Here is a 16,234-nt window from a genome sequence, read left to right on the forward strand (position 1 = left end):
CGGCCGGGCCCGGATGTGTGCGGCAGGGGCGTTGTCAGTGGTGGCAGGCAGGATGACGGGCATGACGACACCAGTTGCGCAGATCGTGGACGCCTCCGGCTACGCCCGGGCGGTCGAGGACGTGGTGAAGGCCGCGGCCGCCTACTACACCGACGGCACGTCGCCGCTGGACGACGACACCTACGACCGTCTGGTGCGAGGGATCACCGAGTGGGAGGCCGGGCATCCCGACCAGGTGCTGCCCGACTCGCCGTCCGGGAAGGTCGCGGGCGGCGCCGTCGAGGGCGATGTGCCGCACACGGTCGCGATGCTGAGCTTGGACAACGTGTTCTCGGCCGAGCAGTTCACGGCTTGGACGGCCTCACTGGCCCGCCGTATCGGGCACGAGGCGGAGAGATACAGCGTCGAGGCGAAACTGGACGGACTCGCGATCGCGGCCCGCTACACACAGGGACGGCTGACACGGCTGATCACCCGCGGCGACGGGACGGCCGGGGAGGACGTCTCGCACGCGATGAGCACCATCGAGGGCCTGCCCGAGACCCTGGCCGAGCCGGTCAGCGTGGAGGTGCGGGGCGAAGTCCTCATGACGGCTGCGCAGTTCGAGCACGCCAACGAGGTGCGCACCGCACACGGCGGGCAGCCGTTCGCCAACCCCCGCAACGCGGCCGCGGGCACCCTGCGCGCCAGGGACCGCGCCTACACGGTCCCGATGACTTTCTTCGGGTACGGCCTGCTCCCGCTGCCCGACACCGACGAGCCACTGGCCGCCCGGCTGGACGGCCTCGCGCACAGCGAGCTCATGGCCCTTGCCGGGCGGCTGGGCGTCCACACCACCGCCACCACCCCGGTCCCCGGCGTCACCGCCGCCACCACGGACGAGGTCCTGACCCGGGTGCGGGAGATAGCCGCGCTGCGCGCCGAGCTGCCGTTCGGGATCGACGGGATCGTCATCAAGGCCGACCTCGCCGCCGACCAGAAGGCGGCCGGATCCGGGTCGCGGGCCCCGCGCTGGGCGATCGCCTACAAACTGCCGGCCGTGGAGAAGATCACCCGGCTTCTGGAGGTCGAGTGGAACGTGGGCCGCACCGGCATCATCGCCCCCCGCGGCGTCCTGGAACCGGTCGAGATCGACGGCTCCACCATCACCTACGCCACGCTCCACAACCCGTCCGACATCACCCGGCGTGACCTGCGTCTGGGCGACCAGGTGATGGTTCACCGCGCCGGCGACGTCATTCCGCGTATCGAGGCCCCGGTCGCCCACCTGCGCACCGGCGACGAGAAGCCGATCGTCTTCCCCGAGGCGTGCCCCCGCTGCGGCTCGGCCATCGACACCGGTCAGGAACGCTGGCGGTGCGAGCAGGGACGCAACTGCCACCTGGTCGCCTCCCTCTCCTACGCCGCGGGCCGCGACCAGCTCGACATCGAGGGCCTGGGCGCCACCCGCGTCGTGCAGCTCGTCGAGGCCGGTCTGGTCGCCGATCTCGCGGACCTGTTCACCCTGACCCGCGACCAGCTCCTCGGACTGGACCGCATGGGCGAAACCAGCACCGACAACCTGCTGGCCGCCCTCGCCACGGCCAGGACACGCCCGCTGTCACGGGTGCTGTGCGCCCTTGGGGTCCGCGGCACGGGCCGCTCCATGTCACGCCGTATCGCCCGGCACTTCGCCGCCATGGACAACATCCGTGCCGCCGACGCCGACCAGTTGCAGCAGGTCGAGGGCATCGGGGCCGAGAAGGCGCCCGCCATCGTCGCCGAACTCGCCGAACTGGCCGGGCTGATCGACAAACTCGCCGCTGCCGGGGTGAACATGACCGAACCGGGCACCACCTTCGCGCCCGCGCAGGCCACCGACACCGGCACCGACACCGCCGCGCCCGACACCCCGGCCGGCCCGCTCGCCGGGATGACCGTGGTGGTCACCGGCACCATGACCGGTCCCCTAGAGAAGCTCAGCCGCAACCAGGTGAACGAACTCATCGAACGGGCCGGCGGCCGCACCTCCTCCAGCGTGTCCAAGAAGACCAGCCTCGTCGTCGCCGGAGAAGCCGCCGGATCCAAGCGTGCCAAGGCCGAAGACCTCGGGATCCGCCTCGCCACACCCGACGAGTTCGCTCTGCTCGTCGCCGACTGTCTCGACGGTCTCGACTGAGCATCGAGGCCTCGACCTGCGGATTTGTCATGGACGGGATGCAAGTGATCGGCGTATCGTGCCTCGGCCGCGCCTTGTCCCGCGGCCTGTATCTCTTCTCGCCCGTGGGGGGCTCATCAGCATGTCCGCATCCAATGACGTACGTCCACGTCCCCTGCTGCCCGCAGGAACACCCGGGTCCTCCCGCGGCCTGCTGGCCGCGGCCGTAGGGGGGCTCGCCCTGGTCGCCCTCACCGACGTGTTCAGCCTCGTCGCCGGACTCCGGCTCCGGGCGGTGATCGACGCAGACGGCGGCTTCGTCACAGCTCCGCAGCAGGACCTGGACGCCGCTGCCTCGCTGTACGAGACGGCCGGGAGATACCAGGTCATCGTGTACCTGCCCGCCGCGATCGTCTTCGTCGTCTGGTTCTTCCGTATGCGCCGCAACACAGGGCTCATGGCACCGGACCGGTTCCGCAACGGGCCCGGGTGGGCCATCGGTGCCTGGCTCATTCCGCTGGTCAACCTCTGGATGCCGTACCGCGTCGCCCTCGACATGTGGGGGGCCGCCACTCCGCTGCCGGCCGAGGGCGAGCGGTACCGGGCGCGGATCTGGCCGGTGAACCTCTGGTGGGGTCTGTTCGTCTTCAGCGTCCTGTTCAATCGGTTCGCCGGCACGAAGTACAAGAACGCCGAGACATTGACGGAGATCAACGACGGGGTGGTGCAGTACATGGCGGCCGACGGGCTGCACATCGTCGCCGCCGCTGCCGCCATGTACTTCGCCATACGGCTGACCGCCATGCAGCGGCTCAAGGCGGCCGAGGGGCCGTACGGTCCGGCGGTCGTCAAGGAGACGTCGGCCTGACGCGCCGAGCACGAGGTGGGCGCGCACGCGGCGGGGCGTCGGTGCGGCCCACCTCGACCTCACAGGGCCGGCCCCGCCCATCCGCGCCATACTCGATCCATGCGGTCACTACGGGGCCTCACCGGTCTCGCCGCCGGGCTGACGCTGGTGGCCGCCCTCGGCTGCACCGGAGCCGACGGCGACGGCACCGCGCCCACGCGCACCCCGTCGACGTCGGCCCGAGCCGGCAGCGGACCCACCGCGACGCCCTCTCCCTCCCCCGCCGACCCGGTCTCCATCCCGGCCCTGATCCAGCGCGAGCACCGCGGCTCGGACCTGCGCCTCGGTGCCGTACGGGTCCGTACCGACGCCTACACGCAGTACGCCGTCACCTACCGGTCCAACGGCCTGACGATCTCGGGGATCATGAACGTCCCCCGGGGCGATGGCCCGTTCCCCGCGCTGGTCCTGGCGCACGGCTACATCGACCCGGACGTCTACACCACCGGCCGCGGCATGCCCCGGGAACAGGACCTCCTCGCCCGTAACGGCTATGTCGTCCTGCACACCGACTACCGCAACCACGCGGGCTCGGACGACGACCCCGACAACGACGTGAACCTGCGCCTCGGCTACACCGAGGACGTCATCACGGCCGTACTCGCCCTGCGCTCCGCCGCCCGCCCGAACGTCGACGACGAGCGGATCGGGCTGCTGGGGCGGTCGATGGGCGGCGGTGTGGTGTACAACGCGCTGGTCGTGGCGCCGGGACTGGTCGACGCGGCCGTGGTCTTCGCGCCGGTCAGCTCCCGCCCGGAGGAGAACATCGACCAGTTCCAACGGCCCGAGGGCGACCCGCTCGTCGAGGAGATCGAGGCCGCCCACGGCACGCCCGAGGAGAACCCGGAGTTCTGGCGGCAGGTCTCGCCGGTCACCTATGTCGACCGGGTCACCGAGCCCCTGATGATCCATCACGGCACTGCCGACGACACCTGCCCCCTGGCCTGGACGAGGACGACCGTCGCCGCGTTCGAGGCGGCGGGCAAGGACGTGGAGCTGCGGACGTACCCGGGTGAAGGGCACACCTTCGGGCCGCGCTGGCCTGACTCCATGGACGCCACCATGACCTTCCTCGAACGCCACCTGCGCTGATCGGCCCGACGACCGGATCCACTCATCGAACGAAGGAGAATGCGGACATGCCACAGGTCGTGGTCAACGGCGTCGAGATCTTCTACGAGGTGGCGGGCGACGGCGATCCGCTGGTCCTGGTCCATGGGTCCTGGGGCGACCACTACAACTGGGTGCCGGTCATGAAGGACCTCACCCGGGACCACCGGGTGCTCGTCTACGACCGTCGCGGACACAGCCGGAGCGAGCGCCCGCCGGGGCAGGGCTCACGGCGCGAGGACGAGGACGACCTCGCGGAAATGATGGGGACCCTCGGCTTCGCCCCCGCCTTCGTCGCCGGCAACTCCTTCGGCGCGTCCACCGCGTTGGGGCTGGCCGGACGGCGCCCCGAGCTCTTCCGTGGCATCTTCGCGCACGAGCCGCCGCTCATGGGCATCGTGGCCGACGATCCCGGGTCGCGGCCGCTGATGGACGACACCGGCCGGCGTATGGCGGCCGTCGTCGACCGGCTTCGAGCGGGTGAAGTGATCTCCGGAGCACGGCAGTTCGTGAACGAGATCGCGTTCGGCCCCGGAGAGTGGGAGCGGATGACGGACCGGGTGCGGGAGACGTTCCGTGTCAACGCGCCCACGTTCGCGGACGAGCAGGGTGACCCGGGGTGGGCCGAGCTCGACCTCGACCGTCTCTCCGGCTACCCGGGGCCCGCCCTGCTGACGAAAGGCAGCGAGAGCCCTCCCTGGTTCGCCTCGATCGTCGGCAGGCTCTCCGGGGCACTGCCGCAGTCGACGACGTACACCTTCGAAGGCGCCGGGCACATCCCGCACGTCACCCACCCGACCGAGTGGGTGCGTCAGGTGACCGGCCTGGTCACGGGGAGCCGCGGGGCGTCGTAGCGGCCGAACGGCGGCTGCCGTACGCGCGATTCGCGGTGGAATGTGACGGACGACGCACCGCGGGCCGCAAGTTTTTTCGCGCCGCGATGATTGTTTCGCGGGATCCATCCGTACCTCAGGGGGTACCGAGCCGTTCACGTCAGGAGACATGATGCCCATCTCACGCCGCATGGTAGGCACCGTCTTCGTGGGAGGCGCTCTCGTCCTCACCCTCTCCGCCCTCGCCTACCCCGCCATGCTGGGCGTGCAGACCACCTCTGCCAACCAGGACCGCGTCATCGCCAACACCCAGTACGGCCCGCTGACCGAGGCCGACCGGGACTTCGTCGTCAAGGTCCGCGCCGCCGGGCTGTGGGAGCACCCGCTGGGCATGATGGCGATGCAGCGCGGGACGACCCCGGAGATGAAGGAGGCCGGTCAGCACCTGGTCGTCGGGCATGCCCGGCTCGACCTCGCCTGCCGCAAGCTCGCGTCCGAGCTGAACATCACGCTGCCCAACCAGGCCAGCCCGCAGCAGCAGCAGTTCGTGGCGACGGTGGATTCCAAGACGGGCAAGGAGTTCGACGCCACGGGTGTCGCGATCATGCGGGTGACGCACGGGCAGATCTTCCCGGCGATCGCGAAGATCCGGGGCACCACGCAGAACAGCATGGTCCGTCAGCTGGCCGACCTGGCGAACGACACCGTGCTCGACCACATGACGATCCTGGAGAAGACCGGACTGGTCAACTTCGACGCCAACAACTTCCAGCAGACCACGCCGCCGAAGCTCCCCAAGGATCAGATGACGCCGCCCGCGCCCCAGCCGGGCTCGCCGGTGCTCACGCTCGCCATCCCCAAGGGCCTCGAGGACCTGAACACCGCGTCCCCGTCGGCGCTGCCGAGCGCGGACGTGAAGTGACGATCAAGTGATCGGGTGCCCCGGACTCCCTCCGGGGCACCCGATCGCGCCTGCTCATCCGGGCACCTGATCGCGCCTGGTCAGCCGGTCTTCCATCCCCACGGCGTGTCCAGCCGCTCCCACTCCGCGGCCCACTGCTCCAGGCGCCGCCGCTCCATCCCCAGCCGTACCACCCAGGCGGAGCCCAGGACGACGCCGGCGGCGCCCGCGCCGGCCAGGATGCCGCCGGCGACCGAGTGCAGCAGGATCTCGGTCTCGGACAGCGGCTGTTTGGGGAGGACGCCGGTGCGGTCCGTCCACACCTCGACCTTGCCGCCCGCCTTCGTCTTGGGCGGCACCCGCGCGTCGTCCGTACGGACCGCGCCGTCCGGGTCGGTCCAGCGGACGGTGGCCCACACCAGATGGTCGGTGGTCACCCTCGCGGGCCCCGGATCCTCCGCGTCCTTCACGAGTACGGCCGTCACCTTGTGGCTCTCGGCCCGTTGCTGCTCCGCCGAACGCACCACCGCGTCCGAGGCGGCGAGACCGCCGAACACGGCGCCGACCACCGCGAGCAGCCATCCGCACAACACGACCCAGCCCTCGATGACGTCACAGCGCCGCCTCAGCGGATTGCGCCGCCACCGCCACAGCCGCACCTTCGTGCACTCCGAGGCAGCCATGCCGACACCCCCTTGAGCACCGACAGCACCTTTCCAGTGTGCGCCCGTTGTCGCCGCCGTGTATGTTCGAGCGGCAACTGAATCAAGCATTCAGCACTTCTAGCGCCCCTAGGTGGATACATTCACCTCGCGCGGAGTGATCAGCTCGCGGTGCGCCGGATCCGTCCGGCGTATCGCTTCTCCAGCTCCAGGTTGCCCTCGAAGCCGCCCGGCACATTGGCCGAGACATACACCGGCGGGTGCTCCCCGGCGGCGAGGAGCAGGGCGGAGGCCTCGGCGACGGCCATCTGGACGAGCAGCACGCCGGTCAGCGTGGACAGCGCGCACACCGCGCCCCCGCCGGGCAGCTCCAGCAGCGCGTCGCCGCGCGGGGCGGCGTTGTCGAGGACGACGTCCGCGAGGTCGGCGAGCTTCATGCCGCTCGGGTGTCCGGCGGGGACGGCGCGGGTGTGGGCGAGGGAGGTGAGGGCGAGGACACGGTGGCCTTGTTCCTTGGCCTGCAGGGCCATCTCCACGATGACGTTGTTGACGCCGGAGTTCGAGATCACGACGAAGAGGTCCTGGGGGCGCGGGGCGGCCAGTTCGTAGATCCGGGCGGCGACCCCGGCCCGGCGCTCCAGGAGCGGATCGTCCAGGGCGCTCGGGGCCTCACCCCCGTACAGGACGAGGTCGGCGATGCTCAGCCGGTTCGTCGGCACCAGTCCGCCGGCCCGGCCGGCGAGTTCGAGGACGATGGCCTGGGAATGGCCGGTGCCGAAGGCCTGGATCACACCGTCGGTGCGGACGCAGTCGGCGATCAGTCCGGCGGCGCGGGCCACGTCGTCGCGGGCGGACTCGGTCAGGCGGTCGAGGACGGCCATGCTTTCGTGCGCGAAGCGCCGGGCGCTCACGGACTCGTCGGACACGCGTCACTCCCCACTGATGGAACCTGATGGAACCTGGAACCCGATGGATGAAACCACCCTGCACAACTGCATCGATGAATCAATAAATCACACACCGCACGGTACGGGCAACGAGCTGCGACCGGCCCCTCATCTCGGGCGTCCAACCGGTCCTGGTATTCAACCGGTGGGACATCCGGTGGCTGATACCTTCTTTTCATGCCCCCGACGGACGTCACCACACTGATCCGCACCGAGCTGCCCCGGCTGGCCGGCTCCCTGCGGAAGGTCGGCGAGCTGATCCTGGAGGATCCGGCCGCCGTCACGCACTGCTCGGCCGCCGAGCTGGGCCGCCGCACCGGCACCTCCCAGGCGACGGTGACCCGCTTCTGCCGCGCCGTCGGACTCGACTCCTACCAGCATCTGCTGATCGAGCTGGCCCAGGAGCGCGGCCGGGGCCAGGCCTCCGACTGGGGCACCGCCGAGATCGGCCCGGACATCTCCCCCGACGACTCACTGGAGCGGGTCGTGCAGGTCGTGGGCAACACGGACCTGCGGGCCGTGCAGCAGACCATCGACCGGATCGACCTCGACGCCGTCGAGCGCGCCGCGCAGGCCACCGCGCGGGCCCGCCGTGTCGATGTGTACGGCGTCGGCGGCAGCGGGGCCGTGGCGCAGGAGACCGAGACCCGGCTGTTCCGCATCGGCTGTGCGGTGCGCGGCTGGACCGAGGTGCACGCCGCCGCCACGTCCGCCGCCCTGCTCACCCCGGCGGACGTGGCCATCGGCATCTCGCACTCCGGGGCCACCCGGGAGACCGTCGAGCCGCTGGAGCTGGCCAAGGAGCGCGGGGCGACGACGGTGGCGATCACCTCCGACCCGCGCTCACCACTCGCCAGGGCCGCCGACATCCGGCTCATCTCGACCGCCTCGGAGACCAACTTCCTCACCGGCATCGGCGGCCGGCACTCGGTCCTGGTGCTGATCGACTGTCTCTACGTCCGGGTCGCCCAGCTCTCCTACCAGCGCGCGAGCGCCTCGCTGGCGTTGACCGACCACATCACCCCGCAGCACACGGTGAAGACCCGGCGCACCCGCTGAGGGCAGCCGGTTGTCCTTCGAAACGGTCGGTCTCGGCGTACAGGGCGTCGGTGAGCTCGCAGCGGCCGCCGGGGGCGCGGCAGTAGGCGTCCCAGCCGTACATGCGCTGGTTGAGCCGGCCGGCCTTCTCACGCAGGGTCATGCGGGCGAGGAGGTCGCGCGGACCCGGGCCTCGACGGGGGCGGTGGGGTCGCCGTAGAGCGGGCGGGCTGCCGAGTCGCTCATCCGCCATACCCCAGACGGGCGAGGGCGACGGCACCGCGCGAGCCGTCCACCACCCAGTCGAGGGCGAGTCCGAGCGGCCGGAGCCGGGTGGCGAGGAGGCCGGTGAGCGGGCCGGCCGGCCCGAGCAGGCCGCCGGACGCGACGATCCGCTCGCCGGGGCGGGGTTCGAGGGCGCGGACGGTGTCGGTGAGGTGGTCGGAGGCCGCTTCGAGGATGCGCGCGGCGACGGTGTCCTCGTGCCGGGCCGCCTCCGCGACCAGCGGTGCGAGGCGGGCCAGTCGGACCGGTGGGCCGTCCATGACGGCGGGGAGCACATGCATGCGGTAGGCCTCGCGCCGGGCCCGGGTCCAGGTCCCGGTGTCGTACGGGCCCGGAGCGTCCGGCGGCACGACGTCCTCCGGCACCTCCAACGCCCGCCCGACCGACGCGCCCAGTGCCGTCGGCCCGCCCCGGCCGTCCGCCATGCGCAGCGCCGCCCGCACCGCCTCGCGCCCGATCCAGAAGCCGCCGCCGTCGTCGCCGAGGAGCCAGCCGTCGCCGCCGACGGTCTCGGCGCAGACGCGGCCGGTGATGCGCACCGCCACCGCGCCGGTACCGGCCACCAGGGCGAGCCCGTCGGCAGGAGTGCCGGCGGCGGAGGCGAACGCGGCCTCGATGTCGCTGTGGATCTCGACCGAACCGGCCTCGATGCCCAGCCGGCTCAGTGCGACGGTGAGCGCGGCGTGTGCCCTGATCCGCCCCGGCTCGTCCGGCGCGGTCCGCGAGGCGCCCGCGAACCCGCCCGCCACCGCCACGACCCTGCCGCGCAGCGCTTCCGGCACGGCGAGCGCGAGGGCCTCGGCGAGGTGCTCGGTCAGCTGGTGGCCCGGGACGGTCAGCGCGTTGCCGGGCCCGGAGACGCCCTCGCCCTCGGGGCCGCCGCCGCCCAGCCGCGCCAGGACGGCGCGCGTACGGGTGCCACCGGCGTCCAGGCCGACGACGTACGCCGGACCGAGGTCGGGCGAGGCCGGGTTCACATCACTGTTCATTGACGACCATGGCGGTTGGCGCATTCGCGACGGACAAGAGCCGAACGCCGAACCCGCGGGCGGGCCCGACCCGAGGAGGATCCCATCCATACGCTCTGATTCGGCGTCAACCACGCGCCCCGCCACGGCTGTTTCCACTCCTGGCAGGACTACCACCCGGCACGCGCGCGTGCGATCGTGGGGCACGCGGCCGAGTGCACGGGGCTGTGGGCCGTGACCCGGTGGTGCTCGCACGACGCGGGCCGGTCGCCGGCCGACTTCCCGGAACTGGAGTACGCACAGCGCCGCCGTCAGAGGCCGGCCAGCACCTCGGCCACCGCGCGCAGATTGACCCGCCCCCGCCCGTACGAGCACAGCACGCCGCCCTCCGGCAGCCCTGTGTCCACCCGCACCGCATCCGGCCGTCGGACCGACAGGGCGTCCCGCAGCCGCACTTGCCAGGGGTGCAGCCCGGCGTCGCACGTGGCCACGACCAGCGGAGCGGCCCCGCAGCGGCGCACGATCCCCTCGACGAGGGAGTCCGGGTCCGCGCACTCGCCCGTCACCGCGGTGCCCGTGGCCGTGGGGTCGGCGGCGCGCATCTCGCTGAGCAGGTCCTCGCCGCCCCAGTTGAGCGCGGGGTGCGGCGGCGGGAACAGGTCGACGACATGGGCCCCGCGCACGGCGGGCGGCACGCCCCGGCTCCGGACGGCCCGGCGCGCGGCTTCGATCCCGGCGTCCGCGTCCCAGCCGGCCGGGTCCGAGGTCGGGGGCGTCGCGTACCGCCCGGCGAGAAGTCGCACCCGTCCCGCGGCCTCCTGGATCCGCTCCTCCGCCAGGACTCCGGTCCGCAGCGCGTCGAGCACGGCGTCCCGGCAGTGCAGGGTGACGTTCAGGTCGCAGACGGCGACGATCACTTGGTCCGCGCCCGCGGCGAGCGCGATGCGTGCGCCGGCCGCCTCGCCGTACTCGTCGGCGATGGCCTTCATCTCCAGCGCGTCGCTGACGAGGACGCCGTCGAAGCCGAGGTCGTGGCGGAGCAGATCGCCGAGGATGCGGCGGCTGAGCGTGGCGGGCCGGTTGGGGTCGAGGGCCGGGAAGACCACATGGGCGCTCATCAGCATCGGTACGCCCGCGTCGACGGCCGCGCGGAACGGTTCGAGGTCGACGCCCAGTGCGTCGTACGGCCGTGGGTCGACCGCCATGCCGAGGTGGCTGTCGGTGACGGTTCCGCCGTGGCCGGGGAAGTGCTTGGCGCAGGACGCGATGCCGCGGGCCTCGGTCGCGGTGATCCAGGCGCGCAGATGGCGGGCGGCGAGCTCGGGGTCGGCGCCGAAGGAGCGGGTGCGCACGATCGGGTTGTCCGGCCGGTGCCGGAGGTCGGCGACGGGGGCGTAGGCGGCGGTGATGCCGAGGCCGGCCAGGTGCGCGGCGAGGGCGTCGGCGCAGCGGGCGGTGAGGTTCGGGTCGTCGACGACGCCGAGGGCGTAGGAGCCGGGGACGTCGGGGGCGCCGGGGGCGCCGGCCGCGACCAGATGGCCGATGCCGCCGCCCTCGTTGTCGATGGCGACGATCACGTCGGGGCGTATCGCGCGCAGCTCGTCCGTGAGGCGGCGCACCTGCCGGGCGTCGCGGATGTTGCGGGTGAAGAGGATGACGCCGCCGAGGCCGCGGTCGACGAGCTCCTTGAGCGGGTCCGGGACGCTCGTGGCCCCGTCGAATCCGGCGACGAGGCAGCGGTGGGCGGCTTCGTCCAGGTCGGCCGGGAGGCCGGCCGCCCCGAGGGACGTGTGCTCGAAGTGGCTCACCCCTCGCATGCTCCGGCTCGATCAGCCGAAAGTCAACCATCCGGTGGATGACTGATTCACCAGCTCGCCATGTGGACAGCCGTACCCGCCGGCCGCCGGACCTCACCCGGCGAGCGACCGCGCTCGCGTCGCCCACCCGCCGACGCCCCTTCGGCTCCCGGACACCATGGCGTCATGCCGGACGGGCACGTTCTCGTCGTCCCCTCCTGCCCTCGCCCTCTAGCCGTCCGCCCCGCGTCCGCGCGGTGCGACGCGGAAGGACGACCGCGCCGTGTCCTCGCTCCCGCTCAGCGATCTCCCCGGACCGCTGCCCGCACTCCCCGCCCCCGCCGCTCCCGCCCGCTCCCCCTACGCCCCCGCACGCCTCGCCCGTCACACGCTGACCCTGCTCCCGCTCCTGCTGATCGGGGCATGGGCGGCGGCCGACTGGCGCACCGTGCGCGACGGCGCCGCCCGGCTCGCCGCCGCCGACCCCTGGTGGCTGCTGGCCGGCCTGTTCTTCACCTGCACGGGCTGGGTCGTGGCCGCGCTCGTCCGCCAAGGGTCGATACCCGACCGGCTGCCGCCGGGCCTGCTGCTCGCGTCCCAGTTCGCGGCCGGCGCCGCCAATCACGTGCTGCCGGCGAGCATCGGCGCGCACGCCGTCACCCTGCGCTTCCTCCAGGGCCAGGGCATACCGCTGGCCCGGGGCACCGCCTCGCTCGCCCTGTACTCGCTGGTCAAACCGATCGCGAAGACGGTCGTGCTGCTCGGCTTCCTCATAGGCTTCCCCGAGCTGCTCCACCTCGGCGAACTCGTCCCGGACCGGCGGACGCTGTTCCTGGTGGCCGCGGGCGTGGTGGCGGTCCTCGGCACGGCGACCGTGCTCGTGACGACCGTACGACCGCTGCGCCGCCCCCTCCTCGGCTTCGTACGCACCGCCCTGACCGACGCACGCATCCTGCACACCCGGCCCAGCCGGATCCTCGCCCTGTGGGGCGGGGCGGCCGCCACTCCGCTGCTCCAGGCGAGCGTGATCGCCTCGGTCGGCTTCGCGCTCGGCCTGCCGCTGTCCTGGACCCAGGTGACGCTGGCCCTCCTCCTCGCCAGCACCGCCGTCGGCGCCGTGCCCGCACCGGGCGGCATCGGCCCGGTGGACGCGGCCCTGGTCTTCACGATGGTCACCTTCGGCGCCCCGATGGGCCTGGCCGCGGCCACCGTCATCGGCTATCGCGTCCTGACGGTCTGGGTGCCGCTGCTGCCCGGCGCGCTCGTTCTCTCGATCATGGTCCAGCGCAAGATCCTCTGAGCCGGGGGCTGCGCGCTCACTCCTCGCCGACCCGCACCACGGCCACCGTGATGTTGTCGGGTCCGCCCGCCTCGATGGCGGCCTTCCACAGCTCGAAGGCCGCCCGGCCGTCCTCGTGCTCGCGCAGGATCTCTTCCAGTACGTCCCTGGTGAGCGGGTCCGTCAGACCGTCCGAGCAGATGAGATAGCGGTCGCCGGACGACAGGGGCTCGGTCATGACGTGCGGAGCGACGGCGCGGTAGGTGAGCGAGCCGCCGAGGCACTGGGTGACGAGGGTGGTGGTGCGGCCGGGCGGATGCGGCGGGCTGTCGTCGACGCTCAGCTGGCGCAGCCCGTCGTCGGAGGTCGCGAAGACCTGGCTGTCGCCCACGTTGAACACCAGCAGCGATCCGGGCTGCACGACGACCCCGGCGACCGTCGTCCCCATGCCGGACAGCTCGCCCCCCTCCTCGCCGTCCACCGCCTGGTACACGGCGAGGTTGCAGGCGTTCACGGCCTCACGGACCGCCACCTCGCTGCCCATGGCCGGACCCAGCGCCGCGATCCGGCGGGCGACCAGCGAACTGGCCACATCGCCGCCCGGATGCCCGCCGAGACCGTCGGCGACGGCGACGACGAGGGGCGTGCCGAGCGGGAAGACCAGAGTCTGCGGATTCTCGGTCACGGTGCCGCATAGCGTCCACGGCCCCACGGCCAGGCTGTCCTCGTTGCGCTCCCGCAGCAGCCCGGGATGGCTGATCGCACTCACCGCGACGTACGCCATGAGGCGTCACCGCCTTCCCGTACCGGACAGACCGCCGAGGCCGGACCTCCGTCCTACGAGTCTAGGAACACCCGCATCCCGCGTGCCAGCGCGCGGGGGGTGGGGCGGCGCCGCCCCACCCCTGAAGCGGTCAGCTCTCGTCGGGAGTCAACCGCAGCGAGATGCTGTTGATGCAGTACCGCTGATCGGTCGGCGTCGCGTACCCCTCGCCCTCGAAGACGTGCCCGAGATGCGACCCGCACCGGGCGCACCGCACCTCGGTGCGCACCATCCCGTGCGTGCGGTCCTCGATCAGCTCCACCGCGTCGGTGTCCTTCGGGTCGTAGAAGGACGGCCAGCCGCAGTGCGACTCGAACTTCGTGGTGGAGGTGAAGAGCTCGGCGCCGCAGGCACGACAGGAGTAGACGCCCGTCGTCTTGGCGTTGGTGTACTCACCGGTGAAGGCGGGTTCGGTGGCGGCCTGGCGGAGGACGGCGTACTCGGCCGGGGTCAGCTCCGCGCGCCACTGCTCGTCCGGCTTTTCGACGTCGTACGACATGGGTGTTGCCCCTCACTTCGACAGGCGGTCCAGGATGAGCGGGCCGAGGTCGGTGACATCGCCCGCGCCCATGGTGAGAACGAGATCACCGGGCTCCGTCATTCCCGGGACGAGCGAGGGCACCTCGCTCTTGTCGTGGACCGCCGTCACCTGGGCGCCTGCCGCCCGGGCCGCCTCGATGACCAGCTCGCTGGTGATGCCCGGAATCGGGTCCTCGCGGGCCGGGTAGATGTCCAGGACCAGCGAGCTGTCGGCCAGGGCGAGGGCGTCGCCCATCTCCTTGCCGAGCTCCTGGGTGCGGGAGAACAGGTGGGGCTGGTAGACGACCACGATCCGGGCGTCACCGGCGGCCGCGCGCATCGCCTCGAGGTCGGCCGTCATCTCGGTCGGGTGGTGGGCGTAGGAGTCGATGACCTGGACGCCCGCGGCCTCCCCCTTCAGCTGAAGGCGCCGCTTCACTCCGGTGTAGGCCGCGAGCGCCGGGGCCAGTTCGGCGGCCGGGATCCCGAGGGCGACGCCCGCCGCGAGGGCGGCCACCGCGTTCAGGGCGTAGTGCCGGCCGGGGACCGAGACCCCGAAGGTGAGCTCCTGGCCGTCCAGCAGGACGGTGACCTGGCTCTTCAGCCCCTGCGCCAGCACCGACAGCACGCGTACGTCGGCGTCCTCGGCCTCGCCGTACGTCACCACCTGCACGTCGCAAGCGGTGACCCGCCTGGTGAGCTCCCGCGCCCCTTCCTGGTCCGCGGAGATCACCAGGGTGCCGCCCTCGGCGATGCGATCGGAGAACGTCACGAAGGACTCGTAGATCTCGTCCATCGACGCGTAGTTGGCGTGGTGGTCGAGCTCCACGTTCAGGACGATCGCGACGTCGGGCGCGTACTTGTGGAAGCTGCGGTCCGATTCGTCCGCCTCGGCCACGAAGATGTCGCCGTCGCCGTGCAGGGCGTTCGAGCCGGGGGCGTCCAGGTCGCCGCCGATGGCGTACGACGGCTGCAGGCCCAGCTCGGTCAGGGAGACCGCCAGCATCGAGGTCGTGGTCGTCTTGCCGTGCGTGCCGGCGACGGCGATCGGACGCAGCCCGCCCATCAGCGCGGCGAGCGCGTCGGAGCGGTGCACCACGGGGATGCCCAGCTCGGCGGCGCGGGCCAGCTCGGGGTTGTCCTGCCGGATCGCCGACGACACCACGACACAGCTGGCGTCGTCGGCGAGGTGCTCGGCCGCGTGCCCGATGTGCACGGTCACACCGAGGGCACGCAGCGCCTCGGCGGTCGCGGACTCCCGGGCGTCACTGCCGGCCACCTTGGCCCCACGCTGCGCGAGAATCTTCGCGATCCCCGACATCCCGGCCCCGCCGATGCCGATGAAGTGCGGTCGGTCCATGGCGGTGGGAATGCCGGGTGCCATGTGTGTTCTCCCAGAAGTGCGATACGACGGTGAGCCCTCAGCCTATTGGCTGGCGCCGACTGCGACGCCCAGGGGCGCTACGCCTTGCTGTGCGAGAACAGCTTGAGCACCGGCACCCCCACCCTGTGCCGAGCCCTTGAAGCCCAGTCCCGGTGGAAGAACTCCTCGACATAGTGGGGATCGGTCAGCACGATCACCTCGTCCGCCCCGACCTCGTCCACCACAGCCCTGAGCGCGTCCAGCGGATGGTCCTCCAGCAGCCGCCCGCCCGCCTCCGCCCCGGCCGTGCGCAGCGCGGTGAGCGACACCTCGAGCGCCCGCTCCCCCGTGCTCAGCGCCTCCTGGCCCTCCGGGGTCTCCCCTTCCCGGACCGCCTCGTCCAGCTCGCCGAGCGCGATGTCGTCGATGGCGCGCAGCAATCTGTCGGCCTGCTCGCCACGCGGCTGGAGCAGCACGTGGAAGGCGACCTCCTCGTCACCGTGCAAGGTGGTGACGAACTCCACGTCGGCGGATGTCAGGGCCTTCTCGATCATCAAAACGCTTGTGAACACCGGGCGCCCCTTCTGCGGAAACCATCCTGCCCCGTGCTCGCACGGGGACTGCGAGTTTTAGTGTGCCCGGCGAAAGCTAACCGGAACGGTAGAT

The 16,234-nt window shown here is 72.0% G+C and carries 15 protein-coding genes and 1 pseudogene; 7 read left to right on the forward strand and 9 right to left on the reverse strand.

Annotated features, from left to right (window positions below; all coding sequences use genetic code 11):
• Positions 1 to 61 precede the first annotated feature (61 nt).
• From ligA to ACFQ6S_RS15135, 5 genes are all read left to right on the forward strand, one after another.
• On the forward strand, positions 62 to 2,158 hold the full coding sequence (ligA, locus tag ACFQ6S_RS15115; protein WP_383408425.1) for an NAD-dependent DNA ligase LigA: 2,097 nt from the start codon (positions 62 to 64) through the stop codon (positions 2,156 to 2,158).
• A 121-nt stretch (positions 2,159 to 2,279) separates the two neighbouring features.
• Positions 2,280 to 3,005 (forward strand): DUF4328 domain-containing protein, encoded by a 726-nt coding sequence (locus tag ACFQ6S_RS15120; RefSeq protein WP_383408427.1) that lies wholly within the window; start codon positions 2,280 to 2,282, stop codon positions 3,003 to 3,005.
• Positions 3,006 to 3,104: 99 nt separating this feature from the next.
• On the forward strand, positions 3,105 to 4,136 hold the full coding sequence (locus tag ACFQ6S_RS15125; protein ID WP_383408430.1) for an alpha/beta hydrolase family protein: 1,032 nt from the start codon (positions 3,105 to 3,107) through the stop codon (positions 4,134 to 4,136).
• Between the two features lie 47 nt (positions 4,137 to 4,183).
• Entirely contained in the window at positions 4,184 to 5,008 is an 825-nt protein-coding gene (locus ACFQ6S_RS15130) for an alpha/beta fold hydrolase (protein ID WP_383408433.1), read from the forward strand.
• A 151-nt stretch (positions 5,009 to 5,159) separates the two neighbouring features.
• Positions 5,160 to 5,909, forward strand: coding sequence for a DUF4142 domain-containing protein (locus ACFQ6S_RS15135; RefSeq protein ID WP_383408436.1), 750 nt, complete (start codon positions 5,160 to 5,162; stop codon positions 5,907 to 5,909).
• Between the two features lie 80 nt (positions 5,910 to 5,989).
• On the opposite strand, the gene ACFQ6S_RS15140 is transcribed toward ACFQ6S_RS15135, so the two are convergent.
• Positions 5,990 to 6,571: a hypothetical protein gene (locus ACFQ6S_RS15140; RefSeq protein WP_383408440.1), complete on the reverse strand. Its 582-nt coding sequence runs from the start codon at positions 6,569 to 6,571 to the stop codon at positions 5,990 to 5,992.
• A 140-nt stretch (positions 6,572 to 6,711) separates the two neighbouring features.
• Positions 6,712 to 7,476 carry a sugar isomerase domain-containing protein gene (locus tag ACFQ6S_RS15145; protein ID WP_383408443.1) on the reverse strand — a complete coding sequence of 255 codons (765 nt, stop codon included), beginning with the start codon at positions 7,474 to 7,476 and terminating at the stop codon, positions 6,712 to 6,714.
• A 198-nt stretch (positions 7,477 to 7,674) separates the two neighbouring features.
• Between ACFQ6S_RS15145 and ACFQ6S_RS15150 the strand changes: the two genes are divergently transcribed.
• Complete coding sequence (locus ACFQ6S_RS15150; protein ID WP_383408446.1) at positions 7,675 to 8,556, forward strand: MurR/RpiR family transcriptional regulator; 882 nt, start codon at positions 7,675 to 7,677, stop codon at positions 8,554 to 8,556.
• Positions 8,557 to 8,569: 13 nt separating this feature from the next.
• Here the strand turns inward: ACFQ6S_RS15150 and ACFQ6S_RS15155 are convergent.
• The 3 genes and pseudogenes from ACFQ6S_RS15155 to ACFQ6S_RS15165 all read right to left on the reverse strand — a co-directional run.
• Positions 8,570 to 8,781, reverse strand: a pseudogene (locus ACFQ6S_RS15155) (hypothetical protein); the annotation flags it as partial.
• The gene (locus ACFQ6S_RS15160; protein WP_383408448.1) at positions 8,778 to 9,809 is read right to left on the reverse strand and encodes an N-acetylglucosamine kinase; all 1,032 of its coding nucleotides are present in this window, start codon (positions 9,807 to 9,809) and stop codon (positions 8,778 to 8,780) included. The gene ACFQ6S_RS15160 and the pseudogene ACFQ6S_RS15155, both read right to left, overlap by 4 nt.
• 290 nt (positions 9,810 to 10,099) lie before the next feature.
• Positions 10,100 to 11,596, reverse strand: coding sequence for a glycoside hydrolase family 3 N-terminal domain-containing protein (locus tag ACFQ6S_RS15165; protein ID WP_383408451.1), 1,497 nt, complete (start codon positions 11,594 to 11,596; stop codon positions 10,100 to 10,102).
• A 271-nt stretch (positions 11,597 to 11,867) separates the two neighbouring features.
• On the opposite strand from ACFQ6S_RS15165, the gene ACFQ6S_RS15170 reads away from it, so the two are divergent.
• Positions 11,868 to 12,884, forward strand: a complete 1,017-nt coding sequence (locus ACFQ6S_RS15170; protein WP_383408453.1) for a YbhN family protein — start codon at positions 11,868 to 11,870, stop codon at positions 12,882 to 12,884.
• 16 nt (positions 12,885 to 12,900) lie between these two features.
• Here the strand turns inward: ACFQ6S_RS15170 and ACFQ6S_RS15175 are convergent, their stop codons facing one another.
• The 4 genes from ACFQ6S_RS15175 to ACFQ6S_RS15190 form a co-directional block, all read right to left on the reverse strand.
• Entirely contained in the window at positions 12,901 to 13,647 is a 747-nt protein-coding gene (locus tag ACFQ6S_RS15175) for a PP2C family protein-serine/threonine phosphatase (protein ID WP_383408456.1), read from the reverse strand.
• A gap of 130 nt (positions 13,648 to 13,777) precedes the next feature.
• Positions 13,778 to 14,185 (reverse strand): peptide-methionine (R)-S-oxide reductase MsrB, encoded by a 408-nt coding sequence (msrB, locus tag ACFQ6S_RS15180; RefSeq protein ID WP_383408459.1) that lies wholly within the window; start codon positions 14,183 to 14,185, stop codon positions 13,778 to 13,780.
• A gap of 12 nt (positions 14,186 to 14,197) precedes the next feature.
• A complete protein-coding gene (gene murC / locus ACFQ6S_RS15185; protein WP_383408462.1) occupies positions 14,198 to 15,589 on the reverse strand; it encodes a UDP-N-acetylmuramate--L-alanine ligase in 1,392 nt (463 codons plus the stop codon).
• A gap of 77 nt (positions 15,590 to 15,666) precedes the next feature.
• Positions 15,667 to 16,122 (reverse strand): indole-3-glycerol phosphate synthase, encoded by a 456-nt coding sequence (locus ACFQ6S_RS15190; protein ID WP_383408465.1) that lies wholly within the window; start codon positions 16,120 to 16,122, stop codon positions 15,667 to 15,669.
• Between the last annotated feature and the right edge of the window lie 112 nt (positions 16,123 to 16,234).

Source organism: Streptomyces sp. NPDC056479 (assembly GCF_042795335.1).
Classification (GTDB): domain Bacteria; phylum Actinomycetota; class Actinomycetes; order Streptomycetales; family Streptomycetaceae; genus Streptomyces.

What these genes read in the sequence shown, in the direction of transcription:
- ligA (WP_383408425.1), top strand. Translation starts at nt 62, where the DNA reads ATGACGACACCAGTTGCGCAGATCGTGGACGCCTCCGGCTACGCCCGG.
- ACFQ6S_RS15120 (WP_383408427.1), top strand. Translation starts at nt 2,280, where the DNA reads ATGTCCGCATCCAATGACGTACGTCCACGTCCCCTGCTGCCCGCAGGA.
- ACFQ6S_RS15125 (WP_383408430.1), top strand. Translation starts at nt 3,105, where the DNA reads ATGCGGTCACTACGGGGCCTCACCGGTCTCGCCGCCGGGCTGACGCTG.
- ACFQ6S_RS15130 (WP_383408433.1), top strand. Translation starts at nt 4,184, where the DNA reads ATGCCACAGGTCGTGGTCAACGGCGTCGAGATCTTCTACGAGGTGGCG.
- ACFQ6S_RS15135 (WP_383408436.1), top strand. Translation starts at nt 5,160, where the DNA reads ATGCCCATCTCACGCCGCATGGTAGGCACCGTCTTCGTGGGAGGCGCT.
- ACFQ6S_RS15140 (WP_383408440.1), bottom strand. Translation starts at nt 6,571, where the DNA reads ATGGCTGCCTCGGAGTGCACGAAGGTGCGGCTGTGGCGGTGGCGGCGC.
- ACFQ6S_RS15150 (WP_383408446.1), top strand. Translation starts at nt 7,675, where the DNA reads ATGCCCCCGACGGACGTCACCACACTGATCCGCACCGAGCTGCCCCGG.
- ACFQ6S_RS15160 (WP_383408448.1), bottom strand. Translation starts at nt 9,809, where the DNA reads ATGAACAGTGATGTGAACCCGGCCTCGCCCGACCTCGGTCCGGCGTAC.
- ACFQ6S_RS15175 (WP_383408456.1), bottom strand. Translation starts at nt 13,647, where the DNA reads ATGGCGTACGTCGCGGTGAGTGCGATCAGCCATCCCGGGCTGCTGCGG.
- msrB (WP_383408459.1), bottom strand. Translation starts at nt 14,185, where the DNA reads ATGTCGTACGACGTCGAAAAGCCGGACGAGCAGTGGCGCGCGGAGCTG.
- murC (WP_383408462.1), bottom strand. Translation starts at nt 15,589, where the DNA reads ATGGCACCCGGCATTCCCACCGCCATGGACCGACCGCACTTCATCGGC.
- ACFQ6S_RS15190 (WP_383408465.1), bottom strand. Translation starts at nt 16,122, where the DNA reads ATGATCGAGAAGGCCCTGACATCCGCCGACGTGGAGTTCGTCACCACC.